The 21,785-nt window shown below is 71.2% G+C and carries 17 protein-coding genes and 1 pseudogene; 11 read left to right on the forward strand and 7 right to left on the reverse strand.

Features of this window, described 5'->3' with window-relative positions:
- Nucleotides 1–177 precede the first annotated feature (177 nt).
- Together GD880_RS19840 and GD880_RS19845 are read left to right on the forward strand one after the other, a co-directional pair.
- Nucleotides 178–1,227 carry a hypothetical protein gene (locus tag GD880_RS19840; RefSeq protein ID WP_152233339.1) on the forward strand — a complete coding sequence of 350 codons (1,050 nt, stop codon included), beginning with the start codon at nt 178–180 and terminating at the stop codon, nt 1,225–1,227.
- Nucleotides 1,228–1,238: 11 nt separating this feature from the next.
- A complete protein-coding gene (locus GD880_RS19845) occupies nt 1,239–1,634 on the forward strand; it encodes a RidA family protein (RefSeq protein WP_152233340.1) in 396 nt (131 codons plus the stop codon).
- A gap of 247 nt (nt 1,635–1,881) precedes the next feature.
- Here GD880_RS19845 and GD880_RS19850 read toward each other — a convergent pair whose 3' ends face one another.
- Nucleotides 1,882–2,448, reverse strand: a complete 567-nt coding sequence (locus GD880_RS19850; protein WP_152233341.1) for a TetR/AcrR family transcriptional regulator — start codon at nt 2,446–2,448, stop codon at nt 1,882–1,884.
- Between the two features lie 460 nt (nt 2,449–2,908).
- Here GD880_RS19850 and GD880_RS19855 point away from each other — a divergent pair, with 460 nt between their 5' ends.
- On the forward strand, nt 2,909–4,489 hold the full coding sequence (locus GD880_RS19855) for a 4-hydroxyphenylacetate 3-hydroxylase N-terminal domain-containing protein (RefSeq protein WP_152233342.1): 1,581 nt from the start codon (nt 2,909–2,911) through the stop codon (nt 4,487–4,489).
- Between the two features lie 322 nt (nt 4,490–4,811).
- Here the strand turns inward: GD880_RS19855 and GD880_RS19860 are convergent, their stop codons facing one another.
- The 4 genes from GD880_RS19860 to GD880_RS19870 form a co-directional block, all read right to left on the reverse strand.
- On the reverse strand, nt 4,812–6,182 hold the full coding sequence (locus tag GD880_RS19860; protein WP_152233343.1) for an LLM class flavin-dependent oxidoreductase: 1,371 nt from the start codon (nt 6,180–6,182) through the stop codon (nt 4,812–4,814).
- 20 nt (nt 6,183–6,202) lie between these two features.
- Nucleotides 6,203–7,045 (reverse strand): alpha/beta fold hydrolase, encoded by an 843-nt coding sequence (locus GD880_RS19865; RefSeq protein ID WP_193314621.1) that lies wholly within the window; start codon nt 7,043–7,045, stop codon nt 6,203–6,205.
- 100 nt (nt 7,046–7,145) lie between these two features.
- On the reverse strand, nt 7,146–8,162 hold the full coding sequence (locus tag GD880_RS20520) for a hypothetical protein (RefSeq protein ID WP_193314622.1): 1,017 nt from the start codon (nt 8,160–8,162) through the stop codon (nt 7,146–7,148).
- A 375-nt stretch (nt 8,163–8,537) separates the two neighbouring features.
- Entirely contained in the window at nt 8,538–9,032 is a 495-nt protein-coding gene (locus GD880_RS19870) for a flavin reductase family protein (protein ID WP_152233345.1), read from the reverse strand.
- Between the two features lie 261 nt (nt 9,033–9,293).
- Between GD880_RS19870 and GD880_RS19875 the strand changes: the two genes are divergently transcribed.
- The 7 genes from GD880_RS19875 (at nt 9,294) to nadC (ending at nt 16,953) form a co-directional block, all read left to right on the forward strand.
- Nucleotides 9,294–9,887: a TetR/AcrR family transcriptional regulator gene (locus tag GD880_RS19875; protein ID WP_193314623.1), complete on the forward strand. Its 594-nt coding sequence runs from the start codon at nt 9,294–9,296 to the stop codon at nt 9,885–9,887.
- A 334-nt stretch (nt 9,888–10,221) separates the two neighbouring features.
- A complete protein-coding gene (locus tag GD880_RS19880) occupies nt 10,222–10,770 on the forward strand; it encodes a flavin reductase family protein (RefSeq protein ID WP_319593283.1) in 549 nt (182 codons plus the stop codon).
- Between the two features lie 103 nt (nt 10,771–10,873).
- Nucleotides 10,874–12,358: a 4-hydroxyphenylacetate 3-monooxygenase, oxygenase component gene (gene hpaB / locus GD880_RS19885; protein ID WP_152233347.1), complete on the forward strand. Its 1,485-nt coding sequence runs from the start codon at nt 10,874–10,876 to the stop codon at nt 12,356–12,358.
- A 200-nt stretch (nt 12,359–12,558) separates the two neighbouring features.
- Nucleotides 12,559–13,455 (forward strand): NUDIX hydrolase, encoded by an 897-nt coding sequence (locus tag GD880_RS19890; protein ID WP_152233348.1) that lies wholly within the window; start codon nt 12,559–12,561, stop codon nt 13,453–13,455.
- A 131-nt stretch (nt 13,456–13,586) separates the two neighbouring features.
- Complete coding sequence (nadA, locus tag GD880_RS19895) at nt 13,587–14,561, forward strand: quinolinate synthase NadA (protein WP_152233349.1); 975 nt, start codon at nt 13,587–13,589, stop codon at nt 14,559–14,561.
- Complete coding sequence (locus GD880_RS19900) at nt 14,561–16,111, forward strand: L-aspartate oxidase (RefSeq protein WP_152233350.1); 1,551 nt, start codon at nt 14,561–14,563, stop codon at nt 16,109–16,111. The genes nadA and GD880_RS19900 overlap by 1 nt, the downstream gene beginning before the upstream one ends.
- The gene (gene nadC, locus GD880_RS19905) at nt 16,108–16,953 is read left to right on the forward strand and encodes a carboxylating nicotinate-nucleotide diphosphorylase (protein ID WP_152233351.1); all 846 of its coding nucleotides are present in this window, start codon (nt 16,108–16,110) and stop codon (nt 16,951–16,953) included. Before GD880_RS19900 ends, nadC begins: the two co-directional genes overlap by 4 nt.
- Here nadC and GD880_RS19910 read toward each other — a convergent pair.
- The gene (locus GD880_RS19910) at nt 16,904–18,976 is read right to left on the reverse strand and encodes a bifunctional anthranilate synthase component I family protein/class IV aminotransferase (protein ID WP_226909859.1); all 2,073 of its coding nucleotides are present in this window, start codon (nt 18,974–18,976) and stop codon (nt 16,904–16,906) included. The genes nadC and GD880_RS19910 overlap by 50 nt on opposite strands.
- A gap of 338 nt (nt 18,977–19,314) precedes the next feature.
- Between GD880_RS19910 and GD880_RS19915 the strand changes: the two genes are divergently transcribed.
- A complete protein-coding gene (locus GD880_RS19915) occupies nt 19,315–21,297 on the forward strand; it encodes an MFS transporter (protein ID WP_226909860.1) in 1,983 nt (660 codons plus the stop codon).
- Between the two features lie 231 nt (nt 21,298–21,528).
- Here GD880_RS19915 and GD880_RS20960 read toward each other — a convergent pair.
- Nucleotides 21,529–21,785, reverse strand: a pseudogene (locus GD880_RS20960) (hypothetical protein); the annotation flags it as partial.

Raw genomic sequence — 21,785 nt, forward strand, 5'->3', positions numbered from 1 at the left:
CCCCGACCCGCCCCACCCGAAACGGACCCGCCTCGAACAACCCCTCGCCGCTCACTCCCCGATTCTCCCGCCGACAAGCCCATCAATAGCGGACCACCCCTGGCGTGTTACTGACCCACGCTCCTAGCTCTGTCATGATTTCCGTTCGTTGAGCAAGCGCTCAGGAAGGAGTCGATGGTGACCGAAGCAGTCAGAGCCGTCATTGTGGGCCTCGGCACGCATGGTCGGGGTATCGCCGGGTTCGCCGCGGACGCGGGCGTGGAGATCGTCGCCGCGGTCGACCCTGTCCATGCGGGGCGCGATCTGCGAGAGCTGGTGGATCGTCGGGACCTCTCGTCGCTGGTGGTGCTGCCCACGATCGAGGACGTGGCGTGGGAGGCGGTCGGGGCCGACGTCACGATCGTGGCCGCGAAGCTGGACGTGCCCGACCTCGTCGAGCTCGTGAAGACGATCCTCGAGCATGACACCGACATCCTCACGATCGTGGAGGACGTCTTCGATCTCGAGTCGTTCGCCCCGTCGCTCCACGCCGAGCTGGACGCGGCGGCAGTGGTAGCCGGCAGGAGCGTGGTCGCGACCGGCGTCCAGGACATCGCCTGGTCGGGGCTCGTCGCCCAGGCCACGGGCATGCAGCGGAACCTGCGGAGCATCCGGCTGAAGCAGCACCTCGGCGTGGATGGCTACCCGCGGGAGTTCGTCGAGTGGATCGGCGTCGGGCTCTCCGGCGAGGCCTTCGATGCGGCGGCCGAGGAGGCGGGGAAGACGCCGTCGGTCTTCGGTGCCATCCTTCCCGTCCTCGTCCGCCGGCTCGGGCTCACGCCCGTCGAGGAGAGCCGGGAGATGAGCCCGTACGTCATCGACGAGCCGGTCGACTCCATCACTCTCGAGCGGACGATCCGGCCAGGTGATCCGGTGGGGCGGCGCGACGTGGTGACGGTGCGGACGGCCGAGGGGGTCGACCTGGTCGCGGAGCTCGTCACCTCTGCGCTCATGGGACAGGACGACTTCCACGCCGTCCTGGACGGCGATCCACGTGTGGAGATCGACCACCGCCTCGTTCCGGGCTCCCCGGCGGTCGATGCGACGACGGTGAATCGGATCCCGGACGTGATCGCGGCGCCGCCGGGCCTGATCTCGACGATCGACCTGCCGGCGCCCCGCTTCCGCCCGCGGATCACCAAGGAGTCGGTCCGGGCGGCCGCAGCGCTGACCCAGGCCGAGCGGTAGGGGAGGCCCGGATGAGTGAGTGGTTCACCCGGCGCTCCCCGGAGCCGCCCCACCCGTTCCCGCACTCGATCGCGAGCGACGAGTGGGTGATCGTCAGCGGCGTCGGGGCGCACGACGCCGACGGCGAGCTGAGCGAGGACGCCGCTGAGCAGGCCCGGGCCGCCATCGGCAACCTCGCCGCCGTGCTGGAGAGGTCCGGCAGCCACCTCGGCGAGCTGGTCTGGTTCCGGCCGTACGTGACCCGGCGCGAGCACATACCTGCCGTCGACAGGGTGCTGCGCGAGCTGCTGCCCGAGCCCAGGCCGGCGAGCGGTGCGCTCACCGTCGTCGAGCTGGCCGACCCTCGGATGAAGGTCGAGTTCGAGGCGTGGGCGCACCGGGGCGCCCGACTCACCCAGCTCGACTGAGGACGGCGGGCCGCCGGCCGTGCGGTGCGCGCACGGCCGGGGGCCTGTTCATGGCCGGCAGGCAGCCGAACGTGCGCCGATCGGCGAGCGTCCCAGCGCGGGACGAGAAGGAGCGCGGCGGCGGGAACGACGGCTCTCTACCAGGTGGCTGCTGCACGTCCCTCGCTGCGATGCGCGACCCGCCCCGAGGGGAAGAGGAGTCGGCGAGCGGAGGTGCGCCTGGCCGGTCGCCGGCGGGACGAGTACCTCAGGCGTCGGTGATCCGGCGCAGCAGAGGCTCGAGCTCGGCAGCGAAGACCATCACATCTTCCATGACCGCCTTGATCAGGATGCCCTCCACGACGTACGAGAGCAGCCGAGCCGTCGCCGGTGAGCAGTGCGGCCGGAGGAGGTCGGCCAGATCCCAGCCGGGCTGGCCCGAGGCGAGCTGGGGCCTCCCGAGGAGGGAGAGGTAGATCCGGTAGTCCGCGACGAGCACGGAGTGTCGGCGGACCGTCATCTCCTCCACGAGGGCCGCGACCCCGCCCGCCAGGCCCAGTTCCGTGACGAAGTCTGTGAGCAGATCGCGGAAGAGCTCCGTGCTGCGCTCGCGAAAGACACTGATGGCGGCAGTGACGAGTTCGTCCTTGTCCGCGAAGTAGTACGTCGTCGAACCGAGTGGCACCTTCGCGGCCAGTGCCACGGACCGAAAGGTCAGCCCGTCGATGCCTCGCTCTGCGATGACGCGAGCAGCGGCCTCGGTGATGCGTTGTTTGCGCAGCGGATCGTTCTTCCGGCCGCCGGCGACTTCGGTTTCGGTGGGGGTGCCGCTCATGAGCGCAGCCTAGCCCAGGCGTTTGCGAATGCGTACGTTCGTACATCGAGCAGCAGGGGCGCCCCATCTGCCCGTTGCATCTCTCGCGATCGTGGGGCGACGGCACGTCGGTTCCGCGTTGAGGCCCGGAATCCCGGGAGTTGACGGGCGCATGTGCGGCGATCCGGGAAGTGGGCAGGGGCTGGTCCGCTTGTGGAGCGGTGGGTGCTCTGGCTACCATCGGCAAACGTGTACAGCCGTACGCAGATGTACGAGCCCTGATCGTCGACCGCAGGCGGCGTGAACGGCGACCGGCGGAGCGCTGCCCACCCCGGGAGGACCCGGACGTCGGCAGTCGTGTGCCGGTTCCCGAACGCGCGCGCCGCATCGCTTCATCGTCCTGCGAGCTCAACCTCACCATTTTTGGCGGTTCCCCACCCGGTCGGCGGCCGGCTGCACGACACCATCGAGAGGAAAGACAGTGACTGACGTACTGAGCACCACGCCCGCTGACGGCGGCCTCACCCCGGCACCCGTCGGGAATCGGATCCAGACCGGCGAGGAGTTCCTCGAGAGCCTGCGAGACGGTCGGGAGGTCTGGATCTACGGCGAGCGGGTCGCCGACGTGACCGCACACCCGGCCTTCCGTAACTCCGCGCGCTCGCTCGCCGAGCTCTACGACGTCATGCACGCGCCCGCCACCAAGGACAGGATGACGGTCCCGACGGACACCGGGAGCGGCGGGCTGACGCACCCGTTCTTCAAGATCGCCCGGAACAAGGACGACCTTCGGGCGAGCAAGACGGCGATCTCCACCTGGCAGGAGACGGTGTTCGGGTGGATGGGCCGCTCCCCGGACTACAAGGCCTCCCTCATCACCTGCCTCGGGGCGAACCCCGACTTCTTCGGCGACTTCCGCGACAACGCCGCCTACTGGTACAAGGAGGTCCAGGAGAAGGTCCTGCACATCGGTCACGCGGTCGTCCATCCCCCGGTGGACCGGGGGCAGGGGCCCGAGGCCGCGAAGGACGTCTACGTCCGCGTGGAGCGCGAGACCGACAAGGGGCTGATCGTCAGCGGCGCGAAGGTCGTCGCGACCGGGTCGCCCACGGTGCAGTACATCTACGTCTCGCACAGCGGCGGGGCACCGCTGCGGGACAAGTCGATGGCCCTCACGTTCCTCGCGCCGGCCGCCGGCAAGGGCATCAAGATGATCTCCCGCGCCTCGTACGAGGAGGTTGCCGCCCGTGCGGCCAGCCCCTTCGACTACCCGCTGTCCTCCCGGCTGGACGAGAACGACTCCATCCTGGTCTTCGACGAGGCGCTCATCCCCTGGGAGAACGTCCTCATGTACGACCTGGAGAAGCTGTCCCAGTTCGACGAGGTCTCCGGCTGGCCCTCGCGGGCGATCTTCCAGGCGTCGACCCGCATGGGCGTCAAGCTCGACTTCTTCGTCGGCCTGCTGAGCAAGGCACTGGAGATCACCGGCGCCGGGCAGTTCCGCGGGGTCCAGGCCCAGCTCGGGGAGGTTGTGGCCTACCGTCACGCCGTCCACGCGATGCGGGACGGCATGATCGAGCACGCGCAGCCGGGCTGGGGCCCCACGATCGACCCCAATCCGGGCTACGGCTTCGCCTACGCCTCCATGGCGTCCGGGATGTACCGCCGCATCCGGGAGATCTTCGAGTCGGTGGTGGCGTCGGGTCTGATCTACCTCAACTCGAACGCGATCGACTTCCAGACGCCGGAGCTGCGCCCGTACCTGGACCGTTACCTGCGTGGTTCGAACGGCAAGACCGGGCTGGACCGGTCGAAGACGATGAAGCTGGTGTGGGACGCGGTCGGCTCTGAGTTCGCCGGGCGTCACGAACTGTACGAGCACAACTATTTCGGGCAGCCCGAGGTCACGCAGCTGTCCCTGGCCGAGCTGAGCAAGCACGACGGCACCTTCGACCACGCCCGCCATCTGGTGGAGACCTGCATGGACCAGTACGACCTCAACGGCTGGACCAAGGACGGCGTCGTCAACCCCGACGACGTCAGCTTCATCCGGACCCGCTGACCCGGCGGGCGTGTCCCGGAGCGGGCTGCGGTAGTCCGGGCCCGAAGCCCCCTTGTCGCCGCTGGCATCGACAGCGGCGACAAGGGGGCGTCGGCGTCCGTGGCGAGCGAGGTAGAGGTGGCGCAGTCTCCTGGGTGCCAGTGCCTGCGGACGGCGAGAGTGACGTCCACTCGACGCTGCGTGCGCGTCTTGCGCGTCCTCGCAGCGGTGCGTCTCGTCGAATGGAGCCGGTGCGTGAGGCGTGTGATCCGCTGCTCGGCCGGTGACACAGAAGGGCGGGGCGAGGAGCTCCCGGCTCCTGCCCCGCCCCGTGGGCGCGAGGTCAGCCCTGGCTGGTGGCGACGGCGGCCGCCACGGGCTCCGGGGCCTGCTCGCGGGGACGGATCCGGGCATCCGTCCCCTCCTGGCGGTACTTCCAGGCGTCCTGGTAGTAGCCGTCCTTGACGATCGTGGGCGTCGGAACGTCCCGTCGCACGGACGCGGCGTACTCGAGCGCCGTGCGGTAGCCGTAGCGGGTCCGCTGGTCGCTCTCCGAGAGCGGAAGGCCGGTGGAGCGGAAGTGCGGCAGCACCTCTTCGGCGAAGATCGTGGTGGTCTTGCGCAGCAGCCAGTCCTTCTTCGCGCCGAGGGAGAAGGTCAGGATCAGGCGCCCGACGCCCGTCTTGTCGATGAACTCCTCGAGCTTCTCCCTCACCGTGGCGGGTGAGCCCGCGACCGCCCAGTTCTGCTCCAGAAGGTCGTCGTAGGTCATGGCCTTGGTGTCCAGGCCGTAGCCGCTGCCGAGGATGGCCCGGTAGGAACGGGCGGAGGTGTAGCCGGGCGGGAAGCTGTCCTCCAGCGTGCCCTCGAAGTAGTTCTGGTAGTTCCAGAGCGCGATGCCCTCGTACTCCCGGCGGGCGATCTCGTCCGTCTCGGCCACGTGCACCTCGATGACGGCCGAGCTCTGTCGCGGGTCCGGCTCGTAGCCCTCCGCGCGGCACAGGTCCCGGAACTTCTCGAGCGTCTTGGCGATGGTGTTCCAGTCGCTGAGCACGGACTGGTAGCCGATCCGTCGTCGCGCCGCGACCTGCAGGGTCTCCAGCGACCCGCCGCTGGGCAGGTAGAGCTCGACGGGGTGCGCGGGGCGGGGCCAGATGTTGACGTAGTTCTGGTTGAAGAACTTACCCCGCCAGGTGAAGGGACCGGGCTCGGTCAGCGCCCTGGTGAGCAGCTCGTACCCCTCGGCGTGCCGCTCCCGGGCGGTGGCCGGGTTCATGCCGAGTGAGTGGTACTGCTGGCCCAGGCCCATGGGCAGGCCGATCACCAGGCGGCCCTTCGAGAGGGTGTCCACGAGCGCGATCTCCTCGGCCAGCCGGATCGGGCTCTGGTAGGCGTTGATGAGCGGCCCGCCGACGACGATCTTGGCGCGGTCGGTGTGGGCGGCCAGCCAGGCGGCGCTGACCATGGAGTTGGGGCCCAGCCCGATCGGGCCGTTGTGCTGCTCGGTGAGTGTCACCCCGTCGAAACCGAGCTTCTCGAGGTGGACCAGGTTCTCGAGCTGGGTCTCCAGGGCCTTCTGGCCGGCGATGGGGTCGTAGTACTCGCCGTTGGGCAGATCGACGTACAGCGACCGCGAGTGGCGGTCGGGGCCGTAGGGGACGTTCGGGTAGCCGCTCTCGATCGCGCCGATGAACTCGACGTCGTGCGTGGTCATGATCTCGGTCTCTCCTCGTGTCAGTTGGTGGCGGCCGTGTGCGCGGTGATGGCGGCGACGACGTCGTCGGGCTGCTCGACGGTGACGCCGTGCCCCGAGGGCTCGCCGTCCGGGCCGTGGATGGTGCGCAGCGTCGCCCCCGGGATCAGCTCGCTGTACCGGGCAGCCTGCTGATTGCCGACGACGCGGTCGTCGTCGACGCCGAGGACCAGCGTCGGCGCCGCCACCCGCTGCAGGCGCATGTCGAGCTTGTAGTCGTAGCGGGGGTTGAAGAACAGCAGCGCTGCCATGGCGTTCTCCCCGAACGCGTGCACGATGGTGTCGAGCTCGTCCCCCTGGGCCAGTGCCTCGGCGTAGCGGTCGGCCCGGCCGTTGAACATCGCCTCTGCCTCCTGCTCCGGGGTGAACCGGAAGACGTCGATGAACGGCTCGTCCAGGATGCGCGTGCCGAGCGGGGTGACGAGGGTCAGGCTCGCGAACCGCTCGGGGTAGTAGATCGCCAGGTTGGCGGCCAGCCAGGCGCCGAGCGAGGTGCCGACCAGGTGGATCTCGCCGAGGTCGAGCGCCCGGAAGAAGGCCTCGTAGTGCAGGACGAGGTCCGGCCAGCTGTCCACGTGGTCGGGCCGGCCGGTGTCCCCGTACCCCGGGTGCTCCGGTGCGACGAGGTCGTAGTGCGCGGCGAGCTGCTCGTACAGGGGCGTCCAGCTGCGGGTGCCGCCGCCGCCGTGCAGGTAGACCAGGGTGGGGCCGGTGCCGGCCCGCCGGTAGGCGGTCGGGAGCCCGTCCACCTCGATGAAGGACGGCTCCGTCCACGAGCTCCAGGTCCGGTCGCTGAAGTCGCGTGGCGGGGTAAGTGTCGTCATGGGTGACCCTTTCTTGGTGACGCCGATGTCGGTCGGGGCCGGAGCCGCGGTAGCGGCCCCGTGCGTGGGTGAGGACGGCCGGTCCGTCGTCGAGCGGACGTCAGAGGCGGTACCGGGCCGCAGGAAGGTCGGCCGCGGACAGCAGGCCGCCCGGCGCCGCGACGACGTCGGGGATCCGGTTGAGGACGGCCGTGTTGGTGATGAACTCGCCCGGGAACGGCCGGAACTCCAGATGGAGGGCGGGGTCGCCGTCGAGGTCGAGCGCATCCGCGGGGACCTCCTTCCCTTCGAGGATCACCGTGCGGAGCGCGCCTTCGAAGGCGATGCCCCGGTCCGTCTGGAAGCGCACCGTCTCCTGCAGGCCGATGACGGTGCCCGCCGCCAGCTGCCGGTCGGCTGAGGCCCATCGGACCGGGTGGTCGGCCGTGATGGGTGCGATCGTGCGTGTGGCCTCGAGCGGTGCGAGCCCCATGCGGCGAGCAGCCTCGCGCAGGGGCGCCCCGAGCACGGGCGGGTAGGACTCCATGGCGGCGGCGAAGTCCGCGAACTCCGCCTCGTTCTGGCCCACGCCGACGTGTTCGCGCCCGACCGCCTCGGAGAGGGTGTTGACGTCCACGCAGGACGTCACGGTCACCGACCGGAGGTCCCGCGTGGAGCCGGCCGCCACGTTGGGCAGGTGGACCCACCAGGTGTCCTGGACGCCGGTGGCGAGCATGCTCGCGCCGGTCGCCCGGCCGCGACGGTCGAGATCGGCGGACCAGCCGTCGGCGGGCTCGAACAGGTCCTGGTGCAGGGTGAGAACGTTGATGCCTCTGTCGAGCAGGAACCCTGCCTGGTCGAGCACCACATCGACGTCGACGGCGGCAGAGAGGATGGCAAGGTCGATTCCGCCGCCGGCCGCCTCGACCAGCTCCTCGAGCGAGCCTCGGACGGGCTCGTCCGGGGCGCGCTCGGCCGTCACCAACGAGCTGACCGGGCGGCCGACCTTGTCGCCGACATCGACGACGCCCACCAGCGCGTCACCCGCCTCCAGGACGAGCTCGGCGATCCCCGTGCCGTGGTGGCCCATGCCCACGATGGCCACCCGGTATCGGGAGTCCCGGGTTGTGCTGCCCATTCGGTGTCCCTTCATCGTTTCCTGCTGTACGCACGAGCGGGGTGCGGGTTCGGTCGGTGTCTCCACGTGCCCCACGACGCTCGTGCCGTCCTCGGTGACCCAGGACCTCGTGCGCGCGTAGGCGAGCATCGCGTCGAAGTTCGCCCGCCACGCCGGGTCGGCGGCCAGCGGACCGACGGCCGCGAGAAGGGCATCGATCCTGATCGCGGCGCTCCGCGGCGTCAGGAGTTCGCCCGTCCCGCCCTCACGCAGCGCCGTGGCCATCTCGGCGGGGCGAAGGGCCGACTGGATGTGAAAGCGGGAGAGGTCATCGGCCTCCCTCGGGCGCACCTCGCCGGCCGCGGTGACGGTGACGATCACTCTGCTGGCCGCCGATCAGTCCAGCGCCCGGAAGCGCGAGCCGTGGAAGACCAGCGGGTCGACGTCGTCGTCGCTCTCGAGCGTGACGACCTCGAGGACGACGACGTCGTGGTCGCCGGCCGGATGCTCGGCGTGGACGCGGCAGCCCATCCAGACCGACGCGCCGCGGACGAAGATGGCATCGTCCAGGGCCCGTTCCAGTGGTACTCCGTGGAGCCTGGCCGCACGGTCAGGCCCGGCGAGCCGTCGGCACAGCTCACCCTGGTCCGTGCCGAGCACCGAGATGCCGATGCGGTCCGCCATGCGCAGGCGAGGCCATGTCGACGACGTGCGCTGGACGGCGAACATGACCAGCGGGGGATCGAGCGAGACACCGACCGTGAAGGTGGAGGCGACAAGGACGTGATCGATGCCGTCGACCGTCGCCGCGAGGGCGGCCACCCCGGAGGGGACTTGCGCGAAGGTCGCCCGGACGACGCGCGGATCAGAGACGTGGGTGACCACCGACATGGCGTCCCCTTTCTCGGTCAGGTTCACGTGAACGAGGTGCTCACCCGCCTGGCGGGCGAGTGGTGTGCTTGAGGGCGAGGGGATCGAAGCTGCGGCGTTTTCGTCGGTGAGCCGTCGCATCGTCGGACCCTTCGTTCTTGAGCGGGCGCTCAATCAAGGCACCAGTAAAGGGTGTGACTCAGGTCCCGTCAAGTGGTCGCCTGTGCGGCTCGCCGCGCCCGGAGTTACGACCGGCGTCCAGATTCGGGTCAGAATGGCCGGGTGCCGAAGATCGTGGACCATGACGTCCGCCGCAGGGAGATCGTCGAGGCCTACATCCGTGTCGCCGCTCGCGAGGGGCTGCACGGAGTGACGTCCCGCGCGGTGGCCTCGGAGCTCGGCATCGCCGTCGGAGGCCTCTGGCACTACTTCGACAGCCTGGAGGCCGTTCTGTCCGCGGCGTACGAGCGCATCTACGCCCGGCAGACGGACCGCATCGACGAGGGTGTCGAGGGGCTGCGGGGGTTGGCGGCGGCGAAGGCGATGGTGCGCGCACTCCTGCCGCTCACGACCACCACCCAGCTCGAGGCGCGGATCAACGTCAGCTACTGGGGGTACATCGCCTCCCGTGCCGAGCTCTCCCGCATCCAGGCGCAGCTCGAGATCGACTGGACGAGACGGATGTGTGACTACATCCAGGGCGCCGTCGAGGATGGGCGGCTGAAGGCGTCCACGCCCGTCATGCTCCTTGCGCAGCAGCTTCTCCTGCTCACGTCCGCGCTGCAGGTCGAGTTCGTCGTCAGCTCGTCGCTCAGTGCGCCCGAGCGGCAGCTGGAGATCCTGGACCTCACGATCGCCCCGTGGTTGACCGACTGACGGGTTGACCAACGCGCGAGCGGGCCCCGCTGCGGAGTGGCTGGGAGTGGGTGAGCCGGCCCGGCGCGGAGTGGGCGAGCGGGCTCGCTCGTGCCGCTGCGGGGAGCGCTGGTCGGGGGTGTGGTGCCCGAGGTGGCGGTGCCTGCCTCGGACGGCCGGGCTGGCCGGCCGCCTTCAGTGCGCGCGTCGCGCAGGGGCGCGCCGGGCTCTTGTGTTCCTCGCCCCCGGCTTGTATAAATCGTAGTTGAGCCATCGCTCAGAAACGAATAGCGAAATCGATAGGCCGATTTTCGTGCGGTCGAGCAGCGCAGCCGGCAACGAGGCAGGAGAGTCCATGACCATGACCGACAGCTACGCCCTGCACGCCAAGCCGAAGCCGCCGACGACACGCCTGAAGGTGCCCACCGATGCGCAACGGCTGCGGTCGGCTTTCGGGCGATTCCCGACCGGTGTCTGTGTGGTGACCTTCGACGGGCCCGGCTTCCGGCACGGGATCACGGTCAACTCGTTCACGTCGGTGTCCGTGGATCCCAAGCTCGTGCTGGTGTCGATCGCGCGGTCCGCCCGATCCCACGACGTGCTCCTCGAGGCGCCCTTCACGGTGAACGTCCTCGGCGCAGAGCAAGAGGCGCTCGCGATGCACTTCGCCGGTCGCCCGAACCAGGAGCCGTCGTGGGTCGAGGGCGACTGGGCTCCCCGACTCGCCGGCTCCCTCGCGCACTTCGAGTGCACTCCCTGGAAGACGTACGACGGCGGTGACCACACCCTCGTCGTCGGCGAGGTGCGCTCCTACGGCTACCGCGACGGTGATGCGCTCGGCTTCAACGGGTCGCGTTTCACCGTCATCCACGAGCTGAACCTGGGCCACGAGTTCCTCATGTGAGCCTTCCACCGAGGAGCGCTGAGCGACCGCACAGCACGGCTTCTCGGGGTACGTGGCCATCGCGTCCCTGACAGTCCCAAGCCAGACAGAAGAAGGAGCTTTCGTGGGCGCACGCACCGGTGCCGACTATCTCGAGGCGCTGAAGAACATGCACCCGACCATCCACCTCGATGGCGAGACCATCACCGGCGACGTCGCCGAGCACCCGGCGTTCGCCGGTGTCGTGAAGACTTACGCCGAGCTGTACGACATGCAGCACGACGAGAGGACCCGCGACCTCACCACGTACACCGAGGGGGGAGGGCGGTACGGGACCTCGTTCATGGTCCCGCGGTCCGCCGAGGACCTCGCGAGCCGCCGGGAGGCCGCTTCGGCCTGGGCCCGGCACAGCGCTGGCATGCTCGGCCGCACGGGCGACTACCTCAACGCCGCACTCACGGCGTTGTCACAAGCGCAGGACTGGTTCGCCGACACCGACCCGGCGTTCGGAGAGAACGCCCGCAAGTACTACGAGTACGCCCGCGACAACGACGTCCTGACGACGCACACCCTCATCCCGCCGCAGGTCAACCGTTCGGTCGCGGTGAACCAGCAGGGGGACGGCCAGGTGTCGGCGCACATCGTGCGGGAGGACGACAACGGCATCGTCGTCCGTGGCGCGCGCATGCTGGCCACGATCGCGCCGTTCGCCGAGGAGGTCCTGGTCTTCCCCTCCACGGTGCTCAAGGGCGGCCCCGATGATGCGAAGTACTCGTTCGCGTTCGCCATCCAGAACGACGCACCCGGCCTGCGCTACCTGTGCCGCAAGTCCCTCCACAGCGGCGGCGGCGCCTTCAACGAACCCCTGGCCTCGCGCTTCGAGGAGATGGACGCGGTCGTCATCTTCGACGACGTGCACGTCCCGTGGGAGCGCGTCTTCATGCTCGGCAGCCCCGAGAAGTGCAACGGGTTCTACAACGACACCGGCGCGACCTCGCTCATGACCCACCAGGTCGTCTCCCGTACGACCGTCAAGTCGGAGTTCTACGCCGGCCTGCTCATGGAGATGGCAGACGCGATCGGGATCGACCAGTTCCCCCACATCCGCGAGGACATCGCCTCGGTGCTCGTCGCCGCCGAGATGGGCCGGTCGGCGCTGCGCGCCTCGGAGGCCGACGGCGCGATCAACCGGTATGGCTTCTTCCAGCCCCGCTGGGCGTCCCTCAACGCCGCCCGCAACTGGTACCCGAAGGTCTTCCAGCAGTTTCCGGCGATCGTGCGCAAGTTCGGCGCGTCGGGGCTCATGGCGCTGCCCGACGAGGCAGACGTCCTCGGTGGCCAGGGCGCCGACGACGTGGCCACGTACCTGCAGTCCAGGAACCTGACCGGCGTGGACCGCGTCAAGCTGTTCCGGCTCGCGTTCGACGCGGCCATCTCATCCTTCGCCGGCCGGCAGACGCTGTACGAGTACTACTTCTTCGGCGACCCCATCCGCATGGCGTCGGCCTTCGTCGACGCGACCGACACCGAGCCCCTCCGGCAGCGCGTGCGCGACCTGCTCGAGCGGACTGAGGACCCGGTAGGGGAGGCGCTGCAGGCCCATCCATGACGCATCCGGATTCCACCGCGGAGCCGGCGGGTGGTAGAGCCGATGGTCACGGCAGGGACGCGTGAGGGTACCGAGAGCGGGACGGCTCTCGACGGGACGACCGAGCCCTCAGTCCGGCCGTGGTCGCCTGACCGGCTACGAGCCGGCGCGGCCATCGCGGCATGATTGGCCTGACGGACAGGACCGGCACAGGAGGGTACGTGGGCGAGCCCGCGCAGGACGATCGTGTCTCGGCCGAGCTCGTCGCCGTGATCACCGCCGTCCATGACGGCGTCCCGCTCGTGCTGACGACCGGTGAGGGGCGTCGTCTGCCCTCGGGGCCCCTGCAGGCCGGGCACCGGTCCATGCAGGCGGGACTGCGCTCCTGGGTGGTCCAGCAGACGGGGTACGACCTGGGCTACGTCGAGCAGCTCTACACCTTCGCCGATCGCGACCGCGGCCTGAGCGCGGTGCTCGAGGTCTCCTACCTGGGCCTGACCACCGTGCCGAGCGTCGACGAGGGCTGGCGGAACTGGTTCGAGTACTTCCCGTGGGAGGACCGACGCGACGGCGACACGCTCGTGACGGAGACCCTCGCGCCCGCCCTGGAGCAATGGGCCTCGGCGGACGGACCGCAGGTGCGTGAACGCCGCCGGCTGCGCTGCGCCGTCACCTTCGGTCTCGACGGGCATCCGTGGCTGCCCGGCCTGGCGCTCCAGCGCTACGAGCTGCTCTACGAGGCCGCCCTGGTGCCGGAAGCGCACGGGGGAGCGGGTGAGTCAGGGGGGCGGCCGATGGACCGGCACCACCGGCGCATCCTTGCCACCGCCGTCGGGCGCCTGCGCGCCAAGATCCAGTACCGCCCCGTGGTCTTCGAGCTCCTCCCGCCCGCGTTCACCCTCGGCCGGCTCCAGCAGACGGTCGAGGCCCTCGCCGGCCAGCACCTGCACAAGCAGAACTTCCGCCGCCTCGTGGAGCAGCAGGAGCTCGTCGAGGAGACCGGCGAGGTCGACCACTCCACCGGCGGGCGGCCTGCCAGGCTCTTCCGCTTCCGCCGCGAGGTCCTGGACGAGCGGGACGTCGCGGGCACCAAGCTGCCGGTCCCGCGCCCCAACTGAGCGCGGGTCAGGTCGCCCTGGCCCTTTCGTGCCGGCACCATCGTCGGTTATGCTCATCACCAGCATATGAAATGCTCAGAGTCAGTATAAGTCTGACCGGTCCATTACCCGGCGCCCCCGAGAGGCCCACCATGACCGCACCGACCATCAGGACCGATGCCCTGTACGCGCGGGTCCGCACCGTCGTCCCCCGGGTCGAGTGGGCCACCATGGAGGACGACGTCGCGGCGATCTGGCGCCTCAAGCACGAGCGCAACGCCGTGATCCTGGCGCACAACTACCAGACACCGGAGATCTTCCACGGGGTGGCGGACATCGTCGGCGACTCCCTGGCGCTGGCCCGCGAGGCCCAGCACGTCGAGGCGGACGTCATCGTCCTGGCCGGCGTGCACTTCATGGCCGAGACCGCCAAGCTGCTCAACCCCGCCAAGACGGTCCTGATCCCGGACCTGCGCGCGGGCTGCTCGCTGGCGGAGTCCATCACCGCGGCGGACGTGCGCACGCTGCGGGCGGCGCACCCCGGCGTCCCGGTCGTCACCTACGTCAACACCTCCGCCGCGGTGAAGGCCGAGTCGGACATCTGCTGCACGTCCGGGAACGCCGTGAAGGTCATCGAGTCCCTCGGCGTCGACCGCGTCATCATGATCCCGGACGAGTACCTCGCCCAGAACATCGCCCGGCAGACCGGCGTGGAGGTCATCACCTGGGCCGGGCACTGCGAGGTCCACGAGCGCTTCACCCCCCGGGACATCGCCCAGATCCGCGAGGACTACCCCGGCGTGACGGTGCTGGCCCACCCCGAGTGCCCGCCCGAGGTGGTCGACGCCGCCGACATGGCCGGCTCCACCGCCCAGATGCAGGACTTCGTGCGCGACGAGCAGCCGACCCGCGTCGCCCTCATCACCGAGTGCTCGATGAGCGACAACGTCTCGGCCGCCAACCCCGCCGTCGAGTTCGTCCGGCCCTGCAACCTGTGCCCGCACATGAAGCGCAACACCCTCTCCACCATCCGCGCCGCGCTGGAGCTGGGCCGGCATGAGGTGCGGATCGATCCGGAGCTCGCCGCCCGGGCCCGGGCGGCCGTCGAGCGCATGCTGGCCGTTTGATGGGCGCCGCGCCGCCCCAGGACCGGCCGGTCATCGTCGGGGGCGGTCTCGCCGGCCTCCTGACCGCCGTGCACCTGGCCCCGCTGCCCTGCGTGGTCCTGACCACCGGGCGGCTGGCCGAGCACACCTCCTCCGCCCTCGCCCAAGGGGGGATCGCCGCCGCCCTCGACCCCGGTGACTCGCCGCTGCTGCACGCCCTCGACACCCTCCACGCCGGGGCGGGCCTGTCCGACCCCGGCACCGCCGAGCGGATCACCGCCGCCGCCCCGGCCGCGGTCGAGCACCTCGCCGCCCTCGGCGCCCGCTTCGACCGCACGCCCGACGGCGGCCTCGCGCTGGGCCTGGAGGCCGCGCACAGCCGTCACCGCGTCGCCCACGCGGGCGGGGACGCCACCGGTCACGAGGTCCTGCGGGCCGCGATCGCCGCGGTACGGGCCACGCCGTCGATCACCGTCCTGGAGAACGCCCGCGCGCTGCGGGTGCTCACCGCCGACGACGGGCGGGTGGCCGGCGTCGTCGCCGCGATCGACGGCGCCCCCGGGGTGATCCGCACCGATCGGGTCGTGCTGGCCACCGGCGGCGCGGGCGGGCTCTTCCGCCACACCACCAACCCCACCGGCTCTCGTGGTCAGGGGCTCGCCCTGGCCGGCCGGGCCGGCGCCGAGCTCCGGGACCTGGAGATGGTCCAGTTCCACCCCACCGCGCTCGACGTGGGCCTGGACCCCATGCCGCTGGTCACCGAGGCGCTTCGTGGCGCGGGGGCCCGCCTCGTGGATGCCGCCGGCGACGGCCTGCTCGAGGACGACCTCGCCCCGCGCGACGTCGTCGCCCGAGCCGTCTTCGCCACGCTCCAGCGCGGCGAGCGGGTCTTCCTCGACGCCCGGGAGACGCTGGGCGCCGGCTTCGCCGCCCACTTCCCGACCGTGGCGGCCGCGTGCCGTGCGGCCGGCATCGACCCGATCCGCGACCCCGTGCCCGTCCGGCCGGCCGCGCACTACCTCATGGGTGGCGTCAGCGTCGACGGGCGCGGGCGCACCAGCGTCCCGGGCCTGTGGGCGGTGGGGGAGGTGGCCAGCACCGGTCTGCACGGCGCGAACCGGTTGGCCTCCAACTCCCTCCTCGAGGCGGCCGTGTGCGCCCGGTGGGTCGCCGAGGACCTGGCCGGCCAGGATCGACGACGACGCTGCCGCCCCGGCGGCGCGTCGAGCCTGCCACGGTGGGCCGCGATCCCAACCAGGGGTGCGGGGCAGCTGCGCGCGCTGATGTCCGAGACCGTCGGTGTGGTTCGGGACGGCCCGTCCCTGACCCGCGCCGTCGACCAGCTCGGCGCCACCGTCGAGCGGACGGGCCTCGACGCCACCGACGACGCCACGCTCGTGGCGCTGCTGCTGGCCACCTCGGCCCTGCGCCGCGAGGAGAGCCGCGGCGCCCACCTGCGCACCGACTTCCCGGCCGCCGCCGAGCCACGGCACCTGACCCTGACCCTCGCCGCCGGCCTCGCCGGCCTCGACGACCTCGCCACCCCAGCCTTCCGACGGAGCGCCTCATGAAACCCCTGTCCCCGCTGATCGTCGAGCCGGTGGTCCGTGCCGCGCTCCTGGAGGACCTCGGCCGGGCCGGGGACATCACGACGGACACGGTCGTGCCCGCCGCGCGGCGCGCCGCGGTCCGGCTCACCGCCCGGGATGCCGGCGTGGTCGCCGGGACCGACCTCGCCGCGGCGGCCTTCCGGCTGGTCGACCCGGCGGTCGCCGTCGAGGTCACCCTGCCGGACGGGGCGCGCGTGCGTCCCGGCGACGTCGTCGCCACCGTGTCCGGGCCCGCACGGGCCATCCTCACCGCCGAGCGGGTCGCCCTGAACTTCCTCGGTCACCTCTCCGGCGTCGCGACGGCGACGGCGCAGATCGCCGACGCCGTCGCCCACACCGCCACGCGGGTGACCTGCACCCGCAAGACCACCCCCGGGCTGCGGGCCCTCGAGAAGCACGCCGTCGTGGCGGGTGGGGGAGTCAACCACCGCTTCGGGCTGGACGACGCCGTCCTCATCAAGGACAACCACATCGCCCTGGCCGGCGGCGTCCGCCAGGCCATCGCCGGCGCCCGGGCCGGGGTGGGGCACCTGGTGAAGATCGAGGTCGAGGTGGACACCCTCGACCAGCTGCGGGAGGTGCTCACCGACCCGGTCGATGCCGTCCTGCTGGACAACATGGCACCGGAGGCGCTGCGCGAGGCGGTGGAGCTGGTGGCCGGGCGGATGGTCACCGAGGCGTCGGGGCGGCTGACGGTCGCCACCGCGCCCGTCGTCGCGGCGACCGGGGTGGACCTGATGTCCGCCGGGTGGATCACCCACTCGGCGCCGGTGCTGGACGTGGGGCTGGACGTCGCGGACTGACGAGGCGCGCCATCGGTCCGGGCGGCCACGCGCCGACCCCGTCCACGGCGACGACGGGGTGGGCGCCGACGAGCGCGTTCGTCACGAACACCTCGCTCGCTCGGTGGAGGTCCTCGAGCCGGAGCGGGCCCTCGATCACCGGGATCCGCGCGGCAGCCAGCGCGGCGACAACCCGGGCGCGGGCGAGGCCGGGCAGGATCCGCCCGTCGAGCGCCGGGGTGTGCACGCCGTCGGGCAGCACGGCGAAGACGTTCGCCCGCCCGGCCTCCAGCACCGCGCCGTCGGTGTCGAGCAGGAGTGGGTCGCACGTCGGCGACCAGGGCCCGGACTCGGCGGCGAGGAGGCGGCGGTCGGCCCACTTGTGCGCGCCGAGGCCGCCCGGGACCGTCACGGGCACCAGCCGCCAGGGCGCCCGCCGCCCGGCGGGCAGGGCGGTGGCGGTGACCCGGTGCGCGAGCCCCTCCGCGCCGGGCGCCACCTCCACACGGAGCCGGTGCGCGCCGCTCAGCGCGGCCGCGGCCTGGACGACGTCCGCGCGCAGCGACGCGGGCAGCGGCAGCCGGTACAGGGTGGCGGCGCTCGCGGCGAGCCGGGCCAGGTGGTCGTCGAGGCACTGCACGACGCCCTGGTCGACCAGCGCGGTGGAGAACACGCCCATCGTGGGCTCCGGGCGCGCGGCCCGAGCGGCGTGCTCCGCCCACTCCACGCCCAGCGCCTCGTCCAGCCGGGCGCCGACGGCGGCCAGCAGCGGTCGCGCCTTGACGAGGGTCTCGTGCGCCTCATCCATCGGGTCGGAGTCGGCGACGACGCCCCCGCCCACCCCGAGCCAGACCCGGTCCCCGGCGAACTCGAAGGTGCGGATGGCCACGTTCATCGTCAGGCCGGCCGGGCCCGCGTAGCCGATCGCGCCGGTGTAGACCTCCCGGGCGGTGCGCTCGAGGGCGGTGATGATCTCCATGGCGCGCACCTTCGGCGCGCCGGTGCAGGACCCGGGCGGGAACGAGGCGCCCAGCAGCCGCCCGTCGGTGACGTCGGCCCGAAGGGCGCCGCGCACGTCGGACACCAGGTGGTGGACGCCGGTGTGCGGCTGGGGGGCGGCGAGCTGATCGACCGCCACCGTGCCGGGCTCGCTGACCCGCCCGAGGTCGTTGCGCATGAGATCGACGATCATGATGTTCTCCGCGCGGTTCTTCCCCGACGCCGCGAGGGCGGCGGGATCGGTCTCCAGCGGCGCGGTGCCCTTGATCGGGGAGGTGAGCACGGACCGGCCGGTCCGGCGCAGGAACAGCTCGGGGGAGAAGCTCGCCACCGCCCCGCCAGGCAGGCGCACGAACGCGGCGAACCGCGGCGAGAGCGCCTCGTATCCGGCGCAGAACAGGTCCAGCGGGTCACCGGCGAAGGTGGCTCCCAGGCGCCGGCAGAGGTTGACCTGGTAGACGTCACCGGCCCGGATGTGGTCGAGGGCGCGCTGCACCGCGGCGGCATGCTCCGCTCCGGAGACGTCCGAGCCGACGGGTCCGCAGTGGTAGGGCTGTGCAGGGGCCGGCCGGCCGAGCGCGGAGTCGACGACCGCGCGCAGCCGCGCCGTGCGCTCGGGGTCGGCGCCCCGCACCGCCTCCAGCATCCATCCGAGGCGCACATCGCGGCGCAGCACATGGTCGTACCAGGCCAGATGGTGGTGCGGCAGCGGCGTCGGGCGGGGAGGGAAGGCCGGCAGCGCCTCGAGGTGGCCGGCGAGCTGGTAGCCCAGGTACCCGATCCATCCGCCGCCGAAGACCGCTGCGCGACTGTCCGGGGAGGGTGAGGCTGACGACCTGTTGTCCCCGGCGGCGTCGTGAACCGGCAGCGCTGCCAGGGCGGCGAAGGGGTCCTCGTCGGGAGCGAGGAGCCGCGCCGGTCGAAAGGCGACGACGTCCCCGCCGTCGTGCCAGTCGCCGAGGAGGGCGACGAGGCCGGGCTGATCGCGCAGGGCGCGCATGATCGATGGTGCCGAGACCTCCGGCGGCGCGACGGCCTTGTGCACCGAGCCAGCGTACCGACGCTGATCCGACATACGCCTGCGCCACGCTAACCCCTGCTGCCGGCTGCGGTTGGCGAGAACTGGCCGGACCGTACGGAACCGCAGGTCGGCAGGTTTTGCTTTCCAGCCAGGACGCCGACCTCGAGGACGGTGACCTGGTGATGGTGATCAGGACCTCGGGCACAGTACCGGCGCACCGGGGACGTTCGTCCCGTATGATCGACGACGGCTCATGAGCCGCAATGGCGCATCGATGACACGACACGAGAGGTGCTCCACAGCAACTTCTGACACGGCACGGTTCGACCGCGCGTCTCCGTACCCATCGTCAGGAGCACTTCTTGTCCTCCCATCACGCCCAGGCACAAGGCACCTCGCGCGCCGCGATCGGCATGATCGCCGTGGCCGCCGCGGCGGCCTTCCTCGCCACGTTCAACGAGACCTTCCTCAACGTCGCCCTCACGCCGATCATGACGGACTTCGGGGTCGACGTCTCGATCGTGCAGTGGCTGGCCACCGGCTACCTGCTGGTCGCCGCCGTCTTCGTGCCGGTCTCCAACGTCCTGTACCACCGCTTCCCCACCCGGCCGCTGTTCGTCGCCGCCGTGGCCCTCCTCGTGGTCGGCTCCGTCGTCGGCGCCCTCGCCCCGAGCTTCGGCGTGCTGCTGGCCGGTCGCCTGCTGCAGGCGGCCGGGACCGGTCTGCTCACCCCGATCGGCATTAACGTCACCCTCGCGGTCGCCCCGCGCGAGAAGCTCGGCCTAGCCATGGGCATCATGGCCGCAATGACTACGCTCGGCCCCTCGATGGCGATCGTGGTCTCCGGCGCCCTGCTCTCCATCGCTCCCTGGACCACCCTCATGTGGGTCTTCGGCGCGCTGTCGCTGCTCGTCCTGCTGGCCGGCGCGGTGCTGCTGCGCAACGTCGCCGAGCTCGGCCGCCCCGTGCTCGAGGTCCTGTCCTTCCTGCTCGTCGCCGTCGGCCTCGTGGGCCTGCTCTACGGCATCTCCACCGCGTTCAGCGGCTCCGCACTCATCGCCGCGATCGCCGCGGTGGTCGGCGTCCTGGCGCTCGCGGCGTTCGTCGTGCGTCAGAACCGGATCGAGCACCCGCTGCTGAACCTGCGGCCCTTCCGCAGCACGCCCTTCGTCCTCGGCGTCTCCATGACCATGCTGGGTCTGCTTTTCGTGTTCGCCATGAACGTGGTGATCCCGATCTTCCTGCAGTCCGTGAGGGGCCAGACGCCGATGGGTGCCTCCCTCACGCTGGCCCCCGGCATCCTCCTGACCGTGGTTCTGGGCCCGATCGCGGGTCGACTGTTCGACCGCCACGGCGGCCGGGTGATGATCCCGGCCGGCTTCACGATCATGGCCGTCTTTGTTCTGCTGGTGGGTGTCGCCGCCGGTCACGAGTCGGTGCTGCTGTTCGGCGCGCTGTACGTGCCCGCGGTGCTGGCGACCTCGCTGGTCATCGGCCCCTCGCAGACCTTCGCGTTGTCCAGCCTGGACCGTGAGAGCAGCCCCCACGGCGTGACCGTGGTCAGCACCAGCTTCCAGATCGCCGGATGCCTGGGCACCTCGCTCGCCATCGGCGTGTACAACGCGATGACCACCCGCGGCCTCGAGGGTGGCTCCGATCTGCTGGGTGCCTCGACCCTCGGCTTCCGGGGCGCCGCCGCGCTGGTCGCCCTTACCTCGGTGATCGGCATCGTCCTCGCCTTCGCGGCCACCAGGGCTGCTCGCGCGGCCCGTGCCGCCCGCGCCGCCCAGGCCGAGGGAACCGTGGAATCCGGCCGTGCGCGCACCGTCGTGGACCTCATGAAGACCGACGTCTACGCGCTGAGCACCGAGCAGAACGTGCTCGAGGCCCTGCAGATGTTCACCGAGCGCGGGATCTCCGGCGCCCCGGTGCTGCACCCCAACGGGTCGTTGGCTGGCTTCCTCTCCGACGGTGACGTCATGCGGTACCTGTCGGCTGAGCACCCCAGCTCGACCAACATCTACTCCTTCGCGATCGGGGAGTCCGACGACCTCGAGGACGCCCTGGCGGACCTGGTGTCCCTGCCCGTGATGCGCCTGGCGACCCACGAGGTCGTCACGGTGGACGGGAACGCCTCGATCGCCGACGCCGTCGCCGTGCTGTCCGACAAGCACCTCAAGAAGGTGCCGGTCGTCCGCGACGAGAACGGCCCGATGATCGGCATCGTCAGCCGCTCCGCGGTGAACCGACTCGCCATCTCCTCCTACCTCGCCTCCCGCGAGGGGCAGGCCCAGCGCGCCGACGACGAGAGCAGCATCGTCGAGCGCGAGCGGCAGTCCGCCTAAGCGGGCGAACGTCTCGTAGGTCACGACGAAGCGGGTGGGGTGCCGAGCGGCGCCCCGCCCGCTTCGTCCGTTCGGGGGCGGGCTATTGAACAGCCTGTCCCGCCACGGAGGCGCCTCCATCTCTTGTCTTGTGGATCGATTTCGACCTCTTGTCTTGTGGATCGAGCTCGACATCGCGGTGGGTGCCGACGGGCGCAGCCCCAGCGTCCCGGCGCCGCGCCGCGCCTCGTCTCAGCGCAGCGCCGCGTGGCTCGGCAGCTGGGTGGCGAGGGCGTTGCCGAGGGCGGTGTCGGGGTCGAGGAAGCCGGGGCGGGTGGGGATCAGCGGCCAGCCGGTGTAGGCCTCGGCGAGGTAGGTCGATCCGGCGCGGGAGGTGGTGACCAGGTCGAGCTCGCCGAGCTGGCGGCGCCGGTCGAAGGTGGAGGCGCCGGGGTGGGTGTGCAGCATCGAGGTCATCCACCAGGAGAAGTGCTGGGCCTTCCACACCC

The organism is Georgenia ruanii, from assembly GCF_009193175.1.
Lineage (GTDB): Bacteria > Actinomycetota > Actinomycetes > Actinomycetales > Actinomycetaceae > Georgenia > Georgenia ruanii.